Origin of the sequence: Kribbella sp. NPDC004875 (genome assembly GCF_042873375.1) — a bacterium.
In the GTDB taxonomy this organism is placed as follows: domain Bacteria; phylum Actinomycetota; class Actinomycetes; order Propionibacteriales; family Kribbellaceae; genus Kribbella.
Map to the genome: position 1 here is coordinate 609,189 of NZ_JBIALI010000005.1, position 14,010 is coordinate 623,198.

Here is a 14,010-nt window from a genome sequence, read left to right on the forward strand (position 1 = left end):
ATCTGAAAAAAGTCCCTCGCCCGGCGTTGACAGCGGTGTGCACGGATGGTTACCTCGTGCTGACCACCAGTTGCGGCGCGGGCAGACGCCGGCAACGAAACCGCCCCACACTCCTTTACGACAAGGGAGAACCGCCCCATGCGTGGACAACGACTCCTGCCCGCTCTGGCCGCCGCGCTGTGCGTGGCCGCCGCCGGGCTCGGCTTCGGAACCGCCCCACCCGCCCAGGCCGCCGGTGAACAGGTCAACATCTGGCTGACCACCACGAACGACTCCGCCGGCCAGAACGTCACCCGGGGCCTGCAGCAGCAGACGCCGGTGAACTTCGGTCCGGCCGGCGGCTCGGCGGACCAGACCGTCACGGTGAACGAGAACACGACGTACCAGTCCTTCGAGGGTGGTGGCGCGTCGTTCGCCGACAGTTCCGCGTGGCTGCTGAACAGCAGCAACGTGATCTCGGCCGCGACCCGCGACCAGGTGATGAAGGACCTGTTCGACCCGGTGAACGGGATCGGGCTGGCCTTCATCCGGAATCCGATGGGTGCGTCCGACCTGGCCCGGTCCAACTACTCCTACGACGACACCTGCTGCGACCTGAACGACTTCAGCATCCAGCACGACCTCGCCGACGTGGTCCCACTGACGAAGCAGGCCCGGCAGCTCAACCCGGCGGTGAAGGTGATGGGCTCGCCGTGGAGCGCGCCGGCCTGGATGAAGGACAACAACGACTTCGTGCACCGCGGCTGGCTGAAGTGGGAGTACGCCCCGATGTACGCGCAGTACTTCGTCAAGTACCTGCAGCAGAACGAGGCCCAGGGCAACCACATCGACTACATCTCGGTGCAGAACGAGCCGACCTGCTGCGGTAACGACAACACCGGTTACGCGTCGATGAACTGGAACGGCTCCGGCCTGCTCGAGTTCACCAAGAACAACCTGCTGCCCGCGCTGCACGCCGCCGGGCTGACCACGAAGGTGCTGATCCTCGACTACAACTGGGGCAACTACAACGACCTCGGGTCGGTCCCGATCGCGGATGCGGCACTCCGCAACGACCCGAACTTCGGCGGCATCGCCTGGCACGGGTACGGCGGTGACGTGAACCTGCAGACCCAGGTGCACAACCAGTACCCGGGCGTGAACGCGTACATGACCGAGCACTCCGGCGGAACGTGGATCGCGAACCAGCAGGTCGAGGACATGAACAACCTGATCGACTACACCCGCAACTGGGACAAGTCGTGGGTCAAGTGGGGGATCGCCCTCGACGAGAACCACCTGCCGTACGTCGGCGCCGGCTGCAACGTCTGCACCGGACTCGTCACCGTGCACCGCAACGACAGCCAGCGCGGTCAGGTCACCAAGACCGTCGAGTACTACACGATGGGGCACCTGACGAAGTTCGTGAAGCCGGGCGCACTGCGGATCGACTCGACCGCGAACAACTCGGTGAAGAACGTCGCCTGGAAGAACCCGGACGGCTCGAAGGCGCTGATCGCGTTCAACACGACCGGCAGCTCGCAGTCGGTCCGGGTGAACTGGGGCTCCCAGTCCTTCACGTACACGTTGCCGACCAAGACGTCCGCGACCTTCACCTGGGGCGGAACGCAGAGCGGCGGTGGCGGCGGTGGCCAGATCACCGGCCTGGGCGGCAAGTGCATGGACGTCGCAGGCGCGAGCGCAGCCGACGGTACGGCGGTCCAGCTCTACGACTGCAACGGTACGACGGCCCAGCAGTGGACCCGTCCTGGCGACGGGACGATCCGCGCGCTGGGCAAATGTCTCGACGTCAACGCCGGCTCCGTCGCGAACGGTGCCCGGGTGCAGCTCTATTCGTGCAATGGCAGCGCCGCCCAGCAATGGACCTACACGAGTGGGAGAGATCTGGTGAATCCGCAGGCGAACAAGTGCCTCGATGTCACGGGCAACAACTCGGCGAACAGCACCCCGCTGCAACTGTGGAGCTGCACCGGCGCCGCCAACCAGAAGTGGACCGTCTCGTGAAGCGGCTGCTCGTCGCGGGTGCGGCCCTGCTCCTCGGTCTGACGCTGGCAACTCCTGCGCAGGCAGCTACCGGTGCAATCACCGGTCTGGCCGGGAAGTGCCTGGACATCGCCGCGGCGGGAACCGCGGACGGGACCGCTGTACAGCTGTACGACTGCAACGGGTCAGGTGCACAGCAATGGTCCCGCTCGAGCGACGGGACGCTGCGTGCGCTGGGCAAGTGCCTGGATGTGTCCGGCGGTTCGGTGGCGAACGGTGCGCGCGTGCAACTGTGGACGTGTAACGGCAGCGCGGCGCAGAAGTGGACGTACACGTCCGGCCGGGATCTGGTGAACCCGCAGGCGAACAAGTGCCTCGATGTCACCGGCAACAACTCCGCCAACAGCACGCCGGTGCAGTTGTGGAGCTGTACCGGTGCGGCGAACCAGAAGTGGAACGCTCCGGCGAGCGACGACGGACCTCCGCCCGCGGACGGTGCACCGATGGCGGCAGCGCCGTACCTGTATGAAGGGTGGGGTGACCCGCCGAACCCGGCGACCGTGATGAACGCGACCGGGGTGAAGTGGTTCACGATGGCGTTCATCCTGTCCAACGGGTACTGCAACCCGCAGTGGGACGGCGGCCGGCCGCTGACCGGCGGCGCCGACCAGCAGGCGATCAACACGATCCGGTCGAACGGCGGCGACGTCGTGGTGTCGATCGGTGGCTGGTCCGGCAACAAGCTGGGGCAGAGCTGCGGTACGGCGAGTGAGCTCGCGGCGGCGTACCAGAAGGTGATCAACGCACTGTCGCTGAAGGCGATCGACATCGACATCGAGGACCAGGAGGTCGCGCAGGCCGGTGTCCGGCAGAAGGTGATCGACGCGCTGAAGATCGTCGAGCAGAACAACCCGGGCATCGCGACGTACCTGACGTTCGGTACGACGACCTCGGGACCGGACGGCAACGGGCAGGACCTGATCAACCGCGGCGCGGCGTCGGGGCTGAATCTCGACGGCTGGGTGATCATGCCGTTCGACTTCGGTGGTGGGTCGACGAACATGGGCACGCTGACCCGGCAGGCGGCCGACGGGCTGAAGAACCAGGTGAAGGCCGCGTACGGGCTGAGCGACGACGCGGCGTACCGGAAGATCGGGATCTCGTCGATGAACGGGATCACCGATGTGGCCGGTGAGCGCGTCAACCTGTCGGACTTCGAGTCGATGCTGTCGTACGCGTCCGAGCACCACCTGGCTCGCTTCACGTTCTGGTCGGCGAACCGCGACCGTCCGTGCACCGGCGGCAGTGCGGACAGCTGCTCCGGCATCTCCCAGAACCCGTGGGACTTCTCGAAGGTGATCGGGCGGTACCGGGGGTAGCGGTTCTCCAGGCCATCACAATCGGACTGCGGCGGGGCGTCTGCGCGGCGCCCCGCCGCTTGCCGGTGATTGTGATGGCCTGGGCGTTCGGCAGTTGACCCTCCGGTGACCGGAGGGTGGAAGCTTGTCGCATGACGGCGACGGTGACGGTGGGGGAGTTCTCCCGCCTGACACATCTGACGGTGAAGACGCTGCACCACTACCACGACATCGGCCTGCTGGCGCCGGTCGCGATCGACGCCTCGTCGGGATACCGGCGGTACGGGACGGATCAGGTCGACACGGCGTTGCTGATCCGGCGGCTGCGTGAGCTGCGGATGCCGCTCGCGGACGTCCGCGCGGTGGTCGAGTCCGACGGACCGGCGCGCGAGGAGACGTTGCGGGCGCACCTGGAGCGGATGGAGCAGGAGCTCGCACACACGCGCGAGGTCGTGACTTCGCTGCGTGAACTGCTGACTCCCGGCCATCCGGTCGTCGAGGTCGAGTACCGCTTCATCCCGCCCTTCCGCGCCTACGGGGTGCGCGGCTGGGTGGAGCGGGACGGTATCGGGCCGTGGTGCGAGTACGCCTTCGGCAAGCTCGACGCTGTCACCGGCGACATCCGCGCCACGTCGGGTGCGACGTACAGCGACGAGTTCTTCACCGAGGAGGCCGGCGAGGTGGTGGCGTTCCTGCCAGTCCCGCCGGACCAGGCGCCGGCCGCGGGCGTCGAGCTCGTCGACCTCCCCGGCGGGTACTTCGCGATCGCCGTCCATGCCGGCGCGATGACCGGCTTCGACCGTACCTACGCTGCGCTCGGCAGCCACGTCGCGGAGTACTGCGAGGTCGCGCCGGGCCCGATCCGTGAGCTGTACGTCGCCGGTCCGGGCGAGGCGCAGGATCCGGAGTCCTACCGAATCGAGGTCTGCTGGCCGATCCGGCAGATCCCAGTGCTGAAAGGCTGAACCATGTCTGTTTCTCTCGAGGCCGTCACGTTCGACTGCGCGGACGCGCACACGCTGGCCACCTTCTGGGCCGGTGTGCTCTCCACCGAGGTCGATGCTGACGGCAACCAATTCTTCGCGTCCGTGAACCGGAACGCGCCCGGGACCGCGCTGATGTTCATCGCGGTCCCGGAGCCGCGGAACGGCAAGAACCGGCTGCACCTCGACCTGGCCGCGTCCGAATGGGCGGCCGAGGTCGACCGGCTGGTCGGGCTCGGCGCCAAGCGACTGGACGAGCACACCGAGTACGGAGCGCACTGGATCACGCTCGCCGATCCCGAGGGCAACGTCTTCGACGTCGCCGAGCACGCCTGAACCTCCGCCGTACCGCGTCTGCGCGGGAGGGACCGCGGTCTCTTGCGTGGGTGCGGTCCGCGGAGGAACGTGGGGGATGACCGGCGGCGCCGGCGGGGCGCTGCCCCGAGGGGTAAGGGGGTGGATCGTGTACGCGCGCTCCACCACGATCAGTGCCATGCCGGCGGCGATCGATGCCGGTATCGCGCAAGTACGCGACGAAGTGATGCCGATGATCGTCGACATGGACGGCTGTATCGGCCTGTCGATGATCGCGGACCGGGGGTCGGGGCGCTGCATCGCCACCAGCGCCTGGCGGTCCGAGGAGTCGATGTGGGCCACCGACGACCTGCTGGCGCCGATCCGGGAGCGGATCGCGGCGACGCTCGGCGGCGGGACCCCGGACGTGCGGGAGTGGGAGATCGCCGTCCTGCACCGTGACCACCGCTCGATGCCCGGCGCCTGCGTCCGGGCGACCTGGGTGAAGATGGACCCGGCGAACATGGACCGGGCGATCGACGTCTACAAGGTCGCCTCGTTGCCGCGGCTCGAGGACCTGGCCGGCTTCTGCAGTGCCAGTCTGCTCGTCGACCGGAGCTCGGGCCACGGGGTGTCGTCGGTGACGTACGACAGCCAGGAGGCGATGGACAGCAACCGTGAGGCCGCCGCGTCGATGCGGGCCGCGACCACGAAGGACGCCGGTGCGCAGGTGCTCGACGTCGGCGAGTTCGAACTCGTCGTCGCGCATCTGCGCGTTCCTGAACTCACCTGACCTCGCGGCGTCCCGATCGAGCACGGCCCGGATCCGAGTCCGGGCCGCTGCTCATGTCGGGCCGGTCGAGATCATTCCATCTGGTCGAGGTGGGCCTCGAGGGCGTCGAGGCGGTCGCGCCACAGGTCGCGGTACGGCGCCAGCCAGGCGTCGATCTCGGCGAGCGGTGCGGGGCGGAGCCGGTACCAGCGGCGCTGGGCGTCGTGCCGCACCTCGACCAGGCCGGCGTCACGCAGGACCTTCAGGTGTTTCGACACCGCGGGCTGGCTCAGCGACAGCGCCTCGACGAGCTCACCGACCGGCCGCTCCCCGGCGCGCAACAGGTCCAGGATGTCCCGGCGCCGAGGTTCCGCGAGCACCTCGAACGTAGTTGCCATACCAGGAATATAACCCGGTCGCCCCGCTTTCAAGCCTGCCCGGAGGTGGCGTCAGAGCGCGTGACCGAAGGTGGCCGCGAACGCCTCGCGGAAGAGCTCCGCGAGATCCGGCTCGCCATTGTCGCCGGCCCAGCGCAGCAGGGCGACGTGGGCCACGCCGAGGCAGGCGCTCGCGGCGGCGCGGGCGGCGTACTCGAGAGACCGGTCGGTGGCGCAGATCGTGGTGACGAACGCCTCCTGCAGGCGGAACTGACTGTCCAGGTGGCGGGCCTGCAGTGCGGGCGTCGAGATCATCAGTTGGAGCCGCGCGAGGAGCAGGTCGTGGTCGTTCGTGGCGGCCAGATCGAGAGTGGCCAGGACGGTACGGGCGATGCGGTCGGTGAGTGAGCCGGTCGCGGGGAGCTCCGTGAGGGTGGCCGCGGCGAGCTGGTCGAAGTCGTCGTACAGGACCAGGTCTTCCTTGGTCGGGAAGTTCCGGTAGACGGTCATCGCCGAGACCCCGGCCGCCTCGGCGACCTCGTTGACCGTGGTCGCGTCGTACCCGCGGCCGGCGAACAGGCGGAGCGCGTGCCGCTGGATCCGCTGCCGGGTCTCGGCGCGCTGGCGGTCCCTCAGGTTCATGTGGTAGATACTAACGTCATGATAGTTTCTAACATGAATGGCAGGGTGGCGTTGGTGACCGGTGCCTCGCGCGGCATCGGGCGGGCGGTCGCGGAACGGCTCGCCGCGGCGGGCGCGGAGGTGGTGGTGCATTACCACCGGGACAAGACCGGGGCCGAGGAGACGCTGGCGCGGATCGGTGGCCGGGGATTCGTTGTCGGTGCCGAGCTCGGCGTACCTGGGGATGCCGACGAGGTACGGCGGCAGGTGCACGCCGCGCTGGAGGGGCGGGCGTTGGACGTGCTGGTGAACAACGCCGCGGCGCAACCGGCGGGTCCGCTCGCGACGGACACCGAGGAAGCGTTCGACCGGCTGATGGCGGTGAACGTGCGGGCGCCGTACTTCCTGATCCAGCGGCTGCTGCCGATGTTGTCCGACGGTGGCCGGATCGTGTCGATCTCGTCGGTTGCGACCCGGATGGCGAACCCGGTGCAGACCTCGTTCGCGATGACCAAGGGGGCGCTCGAGACGATGACGCGCACGCTCGCGCTCGAACTCGGGCCGCGTGGGATCACGGTGAACGCCGTCGCGCCCGGTGCGACCCGGACGGAGGCGAACGCCGCGTTCTTCGAGACCCCCGGGTTGTCGGAATTGATCGCCGGACACACCGCGCTCGGCCGGCTGGGCAGCGGCGAGGACGTCGCCGACGTGGTCGCGTTCCTCGCCTCGCCGGCGGCGCGGTGGGTCACCGGGCAGGTCGTCGATGCCTCCGGTGGGTTGTACCTCGGGGTTGCCTAGGGAGCCGATTCGGTGTCCAGGAAGAGCTGGACGTGCGGGTGGGTGCGGAGCGCCGTACCGGGGTAGTCGGGGCTGATCGGCTGGTTCAGGGAGTCGCAGACGGCTTGGCGCTTGACCGAGCCAGGGACCGAGCCGATGAGCGCGCGGGCGTTGAGGAGCCGCGGGATCGTCACGGTCACCGCATGCGTGGGTACGTCGCTCAGCTCGGGAAAGTTGCCCTCGTCGACCTGTTGACGGCGGCTGGTCTCGTCCAGCGCGACCACCTTCGCCGCCTGCGGGTCGTCGAAATCGGCCGGCGGGTCGTTGAACGCAAGGTGGCCGTTGACGCCGAGACCGAACAGCACGAGGTCGAACGGCTCGTCGCCCATCAGCGTCGCGTAGGCGTCCGGTCCGTCTTCCGGGGACAGCGGGTGAAACGTTGCCTGCGGCACCTTGTCGAGGAAGCTCCGGTGCAACCAGTTCCGGAACGACTGCGATGCCTCCGGCGAGAGGCCGACGTACTCGTCCATGTGGAAGCACTCGACCCGGCTCCAGTCCAGGTCCGGCGCGGTCGCGAGCGCAGCCAGCGTAGCGCTCTGGCTGGGGGCTGCGGCGAGCATGATGCGCGCCCGTCCGGTCTCCGCGATCGCCGTCCGGATCGCCTCGGCGGCCGCGGTCGCGGCGGCGCGGCCGAGGTCCTCGCGGGACGGGTACGTGCTGGTCCGTGGCGCGTGCTCGACTGTCATAGACCCTCCTGGGGACGTGTGGCTTGGGAGAAAGGCTCGCACAACCGGGGGTTTTCCCCCGGTCGGTACGGTGGGTGGCTCCAGTGTGTGGGTGGTGTGCGCGGACCTAGCGTCGTCGCCATGCCGACGACTGCGCCGATAACCGCATCTTTGACCGGGCTGCTGACGACGACGAATCAGGTGATGATGACCGCTGTGCAGGCGACCGACCCGCCGACCGAGGGTGTGGCCGGCTGGGCCATTGAGTTGATGGAGCGGATGGGTCCACTCGGAGCGGGTCTCGCGGTCGCGCTGGAGAACCTGTTCCCGCCGCTGCCGAGCGAGGTGATCCTGCCGCTGGCCGGGTTCGCGGCCGCCCGCGGCGATCTCGGGCTGGTCAGCGCGATCCTGTTCACCACCCTCGGATCGGTCGTCGGCGCCCTCGCGCTGTACGGCGTGGGCGCGGTGCTCGGCCGCGATCGGACCAGGGCGATCGCGGCGAAACTGCCGCTGGTGAAACTGCGGGACGTCGACAAGGCCGAGGAGTGGTTCCTGCGGCACGGCCCGAAGGCGGTGCTGATCGGGCGGCTGGTCCCGGTGGTGCGCAGTCTGATCTCGGTGCCGGCCGGCGTGGAGCGGATGCGGGTCGCGCTGTTCCTGCCGCTCACCGCGGTCGGGAGCCTGGTGTGGAACTCGTTGCTGATCGTCGCCGGCTACCAGCTCGGAGAGCGGTGGCATCTGGTCGAGTCGTCGGTCGGGGTGTTCCAGAAGCTGGTGATCGCGGGGGCGGTGGCTGCCGTGGTGTGGTTCGTCGTCGTCAAGCTGCGCGGCGGGCGCTCGGAGGACGGACGTTCGGATACTGAGAAAGTCCAGTAGCACGCTCTACTTTGACTACGCTCGAGGCATCACTGCCGAAGCCTCAGGAGTTGGGTCAGATGCCGTCAATCGGGTTCGAATCGCAGGTCGTGCCGGAGCCACCGGTGTGGCCGCAGTCGGTGGTCACGGTCGTCGGCAACCCGCGCGCGGGCTCGCGGACGGCCGCCGCGGCCGCGTCCGTCGCGGAACTGCTCGCCTCCGAACTCGGTACGCCGTACCGGATCGACGAACTGGTCGACCTGGTGACATTCGCACCGGCGATCTTCCAGGGCGACCACGCCGCTGACGAGGAGCGGGCAGCGCTGGAGAACGCGGTCGACCTCGTCTCGTCGGCGTCGGTGATCGTGGTCGCCACGCCGGTGTACAAGGGCAGCTACACCGGTCTTCTGAAGAGCTTCCTCGACGTACTGCGCCCGTCCGCGCTGGCCGGCGCGGTCGTCGTACCGGTCACGGTCTCCGCCGCGCCCAGCCACAAGCTCCTCGCCGACCAGCACCTCCGGCCCGTCCTGTCCGAGCTGGGCGCCAGCGTCCCGGTCCCCGGCGTGATCCTCGAAGAACGCGACCTCGAAGACCTCCAAGTAGTCCTCTCCACCTGGCTGCGCACCAACGCCGCCATCGTCCAAGCCACCACCATCGCCCTCCAACCCACCCCCGAACCCACCCCAGCCCGCTGACCCGCCCACCCGAGGCCCCGCGGACCCCGGCCCCGGCCGCGCCGTAACCGCCGCCACAGCGCGTGTGCGCGTGTGCGCGTGTGCGCGTGTGGGGTGTGCGGGCGTGCGGGTGTGGAGACATGTAATGGGTGCCGGAAACAGGCAATAACAGGCCCCCGGCCCCCAGTTCCTGTCTCAGCCCCCGGTTTTCGTGCGTGTATTGGTGTGGCGCCTCGCGCTAGCCCAGGCCCGCGGCGCGCGCGAGCGCAGCACATCCCGCCCCGCCGCCCCGCCGCGGGTGCCGAGCGCGGCCGACGCCGTACGCGTGGTCCGCCGTAACACGCGCCGGGGCTTGAGACCCGTAGTGGTTGGTGGAGACAGGCAATTACAGGTCTCCAGTCCCCGGTTCCTGTCTCAGCCCCCGGTGTTCGTGCGTGTGTTGGTGTGGCGCCTCGCGCTTGCCCAGGTCTGGCAGCGCGCGAGCGCAGCACGTTCCGCCCCGCCGCGGGTGCCGAGCGCGGCACGTTCCGCCTCGCCGCGGGTGCCGAGCGCGGCACGTCCCGCCTCGCCGCGGGTGCCGAGCGCGGCCGGCGCCGTACGCGTGGTCCGCCTTGACACGCGCCGGGGGTTCAGACCCGTTGTGGTTGGTGGAGACAGGCAATAACAGGTCCCCGGTCCCCAGTTCCTGTCTCAGCCCTCGGTGTTCGTGCGTGCGTTGGTGTGGCGCCCTCGTCTGAGCAGTTCGGTGGCGCAGGTGAACGCAGTACCCTCCCGCTTCCCGCCTCCTGAGGCGGGTGCCGAGTGCGACCCGCGCCGACAAGCGCCCGCACGAACTCTCCGGCGGCATGCGCCGTACCTCCGTCCGCCGCGTGCGGGTTTGCGGGGGTGGAGACATGTAATGGGCGCTGGGGATAGGTAATAGCTGGTGTCCGGTCGCCGGTTCTTGTTCTGCCCGCCGCTTCGGGTGCGGTCGGCGCCGTGCCCGCCGTTCGCCGCGTCGCGTGTGCGGGGGTGGAGACATGTAATGGGCGCTGGGGATAGGTAATAGCTGGTGTCCAGTCACCGGTTCTTGTTCTGCCCCCCCCGGTTCGGGTGCGGTCCGCGCCGTGCCTGCCGTTCGCCGCAGCGCGCGTGCGGGTTTGCGGGGGGTGGAGACATGTAATGGGCGCCGGGGATAGGTAATAGCTGGTGTTCGGGCACCAGTTGTTGTTTCGGGTTGCGGGAGGGAGTGGGTGGGGGCTGCGGCGGGGGTGTGGTTGGGGTGGTGGGTTAGTCGGTGTGGGTGGGTTGGGTGGGGGAGTGGCGGAGTGTGGTGGTCGCGGGGATGAGGGTTGAGCCGAAGGTCAGGAGCGCGGCGGCTCCGATGACGACCAGGTAGATCCACAGCGGGCCGGTGGGGAGCGCGCTGGTGGAGACCTTGGCGGAGAACGGGAGCAGGCAGGCCATCGCCACCGCCGTACCGAGGGTGATGCCGGTGAGGGTGATCAGCGTGCTTTCCGTCCAGAGCATGCGGAGGACCTGGAAGCGGGTCGAGCCGGTGAGACGCTGGAGGGCGAACTCGCGGCGGCGGCGCAGCGTGGTCGACACCAAGGTGTTGACGACCGAGACCGCGGTGTACGCGATCAGCATGCCGACGAGCATGTAGTTGACCCACGCCTGCGTCTGCAGGTCTTCCGCGTTCGCGGCGACCAAGGTACTGCGGTCCGCGACCTGAACCCCGGGATACGCGGCAGCCACCTTCGACAGACCCGCGCGTACGTCGGCACCGGGGTCGGCGCGGACCAGCATCTGCTTGGTCAGACCGTCCGTCGTGTGCGCGGCCACCAGCGATGCGGGCAGGATGAGCGTCTCGTAGCCGCGTTCGGCCGCGAACGTCGCGACCACCCGGAGCTTCACCGGCGTGCCGTCGCCCAACGTCAGCGTGACGTCCGACCCGACTCCGCGGCCGGTCTTGGTCGCCATGTACTCCGGCAACGCGACCGTCGAGCCGGTCAGCCCACTGAGCGAACCGCTGGTCAACCGAACTGGCGCCGTACCGTTCGCGCCTTGGGCGTCCACGCCGATCACCGGTGCGCCGTCCTCGTCGAAGGGTGCGTTGCGCGGCTCGTCGACCGCGGCCATGCTGCGTACGAACGCCGACGCGCTCGCCACCCCAGGCACCGAACGAACCTGCGACAGCAACTCCGGCGACAGACCTGCATCGGACACCAGTACGGCGTCCGCTCGCAGGTCGCGCGTGAACGCCTCGGAGGCGGCGTGCACCTGCGTCGTCTGCATGTACAGGTTGGCGGTCGAGATCCCGACCGCCAGCATCACCGGCATCACCGCGGCCGACATCGCCACCGACCGCGCCGACAGGTTGCGGATCGCGAGCCGGCCGTTGACCCGGGTCAGTGCCTGCACCGGCCAGCGCCAGAACGCCAGCACCAACTTCGTCCAGAACGGGCCGAGCAGCGCGACACCGATGGCCCAGCAGAGGATCGACGGACCAGCGGTCGCGCCGGCGAGCGGGCCGGTCATGACGGTCGCGGTGACGATCAGCAACGCGAGTCCACCGCCGAGGAACAGCAGACCGAACAGCAGCCGGATCCAGCCGAACCACTTGCGCTGCAAGGACGCCTCGGCCAGTGCCTCGACCGGCCGGATCCTCGCCGACTTGCGGGCCGCGATCAGCGCCGCACCGATCGCCGCGAGCACGGCGGCACCCGCACCGGCCGCGAACGGGATCCAGCCCTGGGAGAACTCGACGACCGGTGACGCGACCCCGTGCGAGCCGAGCTGGTCGAACAGGAACCGGCCGAGGAAGATCCCCGGCAGACACCCGAGCGCGACCGCGGGCAGGGCGACCATCAGCGCCTCACCGAGGATCATCCGCCGTACCTGACCAGGCGTCGTACCGATCCCGCGGAGCAACGCGAACTCGCGTTCGCGGTGCTGGGCGGCGAGCGCGAGGGTCGACGCGACGACGAACATCATCGTCATCGCCGCGATGCCGCCGAACGAGCCGGCGATCGAGATCAGCGCGGTCCGCTGCGCCTCGGCATCCGGGTGCTCGGCGAGTCCGCGGTCGATGCCCGCGCGGACGGTGAGGTTGCCGTCGACCTGCTCCAACCGCTTCCGGACCGCGTCGAGATCAGTGCCGGGGGCAACTTGTACGCCGATGTCGGCGTACCGCGACGGGTTCTTGACGAGGTGGGCCGCGTCGCGCTCGGCGAAGAACGCATGGCCGGCCGGACCGTTCGCCACACCGCTCACGGTCAGCGTTCGTGGCTCGCCGTTGATCAGCAGCGTGGTCTGTTCGCCGACCTTCCCGTTGGTCACCACGACCTGTCCGGCGCGCGGCGCATGACCGGTCGTCAGTTTGTACGGCGCCAGCGCCGCCGACGCCCAGTTGTGTCCTTCGGTGATGCCACGTCCGACGGCAGTGAAGGTGTAGTCGCCGACCGCGGATGAAACGCCCTCTGTGGAACGGATCTTGGACAGGAGGTCGACGGGAACGCCGACGCGTTCCGGGAGCGGAGTGGCGTCTTCCGCGCCAGGCCGAAGGTGCGACTGCTTGCCGGTGACAACCAACGATGTGCCGGCCAGGCGTTCCGGTGCGACGTTCGACCGGATCCCGGTTTCCATCAAGCCACCACAGGCCATCACGATCGCCGTACCGAAGGCGACCGCGACGAAGGTGGCGATGAAGCCGCTCTTGCGGTGCCGCAAGGTGCGGACGGCGAGGCGCATCATCCGGCCACCGCCCGCAGGTTGGACCGCGCGCCGAGGTGGGTCATCCGGTCCGCGACCTGCTCGGCCGTCGGCGCGGTCAGGCTGCCGGCCAGCACTCCGTCGGCGAGGAAGACGACCTGGTCGGCGTACGACGCCGCGACCGGATCGTGGGTGACCATGACGACCGTCTGGCCCTGGGACCGGACCGGCTCCCGCAGGAGTTCGAGGACGTCGGCCGCGGTCTGGGTATCGAGCGCACCGGTCGGTTCGTCGGCGAAGATGACCGCGGGGCGGGCCACCAGGGCGCGGGCGATCGCGACGCGCTGCTGCTGACCACCGGACAGCTCACCCGGGCGGTGCTTGTGCCGGTCGCCGAGACCGACGCGCTCCAGGACGGTGCGTACGGCGGCCTTGTTCGGGCGCCGGCCGTCGAGCTCCTGCGGCAGGCAGACGTTCTGCCAGACCGTCAACGCGGGCAGCAGGTTGAACGACTGGAACACGAACCCGATCCGGTCCCGGCGCAGCTCGGTCAGCTTGCGTTCGCTCAGACCGGCCAGTGGCTGTCCGTCGATCAGCACGCTGCCGGAGGTCGGCCGGTCGAGGCCGGCCGCGCAGTGCAGGAACGTGCTCTTGCCCGATCCGGACGGACCCATCACCGCGGTGAACGTGCCGGGGGCGAACTTCATCGAGATCCCGTTGAGGGCGGCGACGGCGTTGCCGCCGCGGCCGTAGACCCGTCGTACCTCGTGCAGGACGACCGAGTACCCGGTCCCGTCGACCTGTTCCTGCGAGCGCTTCTTCATGCCGCCGACGCTACGGAGCCGCGACGTACCGCCCCATGGTCCTGGACCGCCGCTCGGGGTGGGGGAAAGTCCAC

13 protein-coding genes are annotated in these 14,010 nt (G+C 69.2%); 8 read left to right on the forward strand and 5 right to left on the reverse strand.

What is annotated here, in order from left to right:
- The first annotated feature begins 138 nt into the window (after nucleotides 1–138).
- From ACFYRH_RS29410 to ACFYRH_RS29430, 5 genes are all read left to right on the forward strand, one after another.
- Nucleotides 139–2,004 carry a lectin gene (locus ACFYRH_RS29410; RefSeq protein ID WP_387782129.1) on the forward strand — a complete coding sequence of 622 codons (1,866 nt, stop codon included), beginning with the start codon at nucleotides 139–141 and terminating at the stop codon, nucleotides 2,002–2,004.
- Complete coding sequence (locus tag ACFYRH_RS29415; RefSeq protein WP_387782131.1) at nucleotides 2,001–3,362, forward strand: lectin; 1,362 nt, start codon at nucleotides 2,001–2,003, stop codon at nucleotides 3,360–3,362. Before ACFYRH_RS29410 ends, ACFYRH_RS29415 begins: the two co-directional genes overlap by 4 nt.
- A gap of 131 nt (nucleotides 3,363–3,493) precedes the next feature.
- Nucleotides 3,494–4,306: a MerR family transcriptional regulator gene (locus ACFYRH_RS29420; protein ID WP_387782133.1), complete on the forward strand. Its 813-nt coding sequence runs from the start codon at nucleotides 3,494–3,496 to the stop codon at nucleotides 4,304–4,306.
- Between the two features lie 3 nt (nucleotides 4,307–4,309).
- A complete protein-coding gene (locus ACFYRH_RS29425) occupies nucleotides 4,310–4,660 on the forward strand; it encodes a VOC family protein (RefSeq protein WP_387782135.1) in 351 nt (116 codons plus the stop codon).
- A 127-nt stretch (nucleotides 4,661–4,787) separates the two neighbouring features.
- Nucleotides 4,788–5,411 (forward strand): hypothetical protein, encoded by a 624-nt coding sequence (locus ACFYRH_RS29430; protein WP_387782137.1) that lies wholly within the window; start codon nucleotides 4,788–4,790, stop codon nucleotides 5,409–5,411.
- 71 nt (nucleotides 5,412–5,482) lie between these two features.
- Here ACFYRH_RS29430 and ACFYRH_RS29435 read toward each other — a convergent pair whose 3' ends face one another.
- Complete coding sequence (locus ACFYRH_RS29435) at nucleotides 5,483–5,788, reverse strand: ArsR/SmtB family transcription factor (RefSeq protein ID WP_387782138.1); 306 nt, start codon at nucleotides 5,786–5,788, stop codon at nucleotides 5,483–5,485.
- 51 nt (nucleotides 5,789–5,839) lie between these two features.
- Entirely contained in the window at nucleotides 5,840–6,409 is a 570-nt protein-coding gene (locus tag ACFYRH_RS29440; RefSeq protein WP_387782140.1) for a TetR/AcrR family transcriptional regulator, read from the reverse strand.
- 33 nt (nucleotides 6,410–6,442) lie between these two features.
- Here ACFYRH_RS29440 and ACFYRH_RS29445 point away from each other — a divergent pair, with 33 nt between their 5' ends.
- A complete protein-coding gene (locus ACFYRH_RS29445; protein ID WP_387782142.1) occupies nucleotides 6,443–7,186 on the forward strand; it encodes an SDR family NAD(P)-dependent oxidoreductase in 744 nt (247 codons plus the stop codon).
- Here the strand turns inward: ACFYRH_RS29445 and ACFYRH_RS29450 are convergent.
- On the reverse strand, nucleotides 7,183–7,911 hold the full coding sequence (locus ACFYRH_RS29450; RefSeq protein WP_387782144.1) for a 6-phosphogluconolactonase: 729 nt from the start codon (nucleotides 7,909–7,911) through the stop codon (nucleotides 7,183–7,185). The genes ACFYRH_RS29445 and ACFYRH_RS29450 overlap by 4 nt on opposite strands.
- 120 nt (nucleotides 7,912–8,031) lie before the next feature.
- Between ACFYRH_RS29450 and ACFYRH_RS29455 the strand changes: the two genes are divergently transcribed.
- The gene (locus tag ACFYRH_RS29455) at nucleotides 8,032–8,766 is read left to right on the forward strand and encodes a DedA family protein (RefSeq protein WP_387782146.1); all 735 of its coding nucleotides are present in this window, start codon (nucleotides 8,032–8,034) and stop codon (nucleotides 8,764–8,766) included.
- Nucleotides 8,767–8,825: 59 nt separating this feature from the next.
- Nucleotides 8,826–9,440: an NADPH-dependent FMN reductase gene (locus ACFYRH_RS29460; protein ID WP_387782148.1), complete on the forward strand. Its 615-nt coding sequence runs from the start codon at nucleotides 8,826–8,828 to the stop codon at nucleotides 9,438–9,440.
- A gap of 1,248 nt (nucleotides 9,441–10,688) precedes the next feature.
- Here the strand turns inward: ACFYRH_RS29460 and ACFYRH_RS29465 are convergent.
- A complete protein-coding gene (locus ACFYRH_RS29465; RefSeq protein ID WP_387782150.1) occupies nucleotides 10,689–13,154 on the reverse strand; it encodes an ABC transporter permease in 2,466 nt (821 codons plus the stop codon).
- A complete protein-coding gene (locus ACFYRH_RS29470) occupies nucleotides 13,151–13,936 on the reverse strand; it encodes an ABC transporter ATP-binding protein (RefSeq protein ID WP_387782152.1) in 786 nt (261 codons plus the stop codon). The genes ACFYRH_RS29465 and ACFYRH_RS29470 overlap by 4 nt, the downstream gene beginning before the upstream one ends.
- Nucleotides 13,937–14,010: the final 74 nt, after the last annotated feature.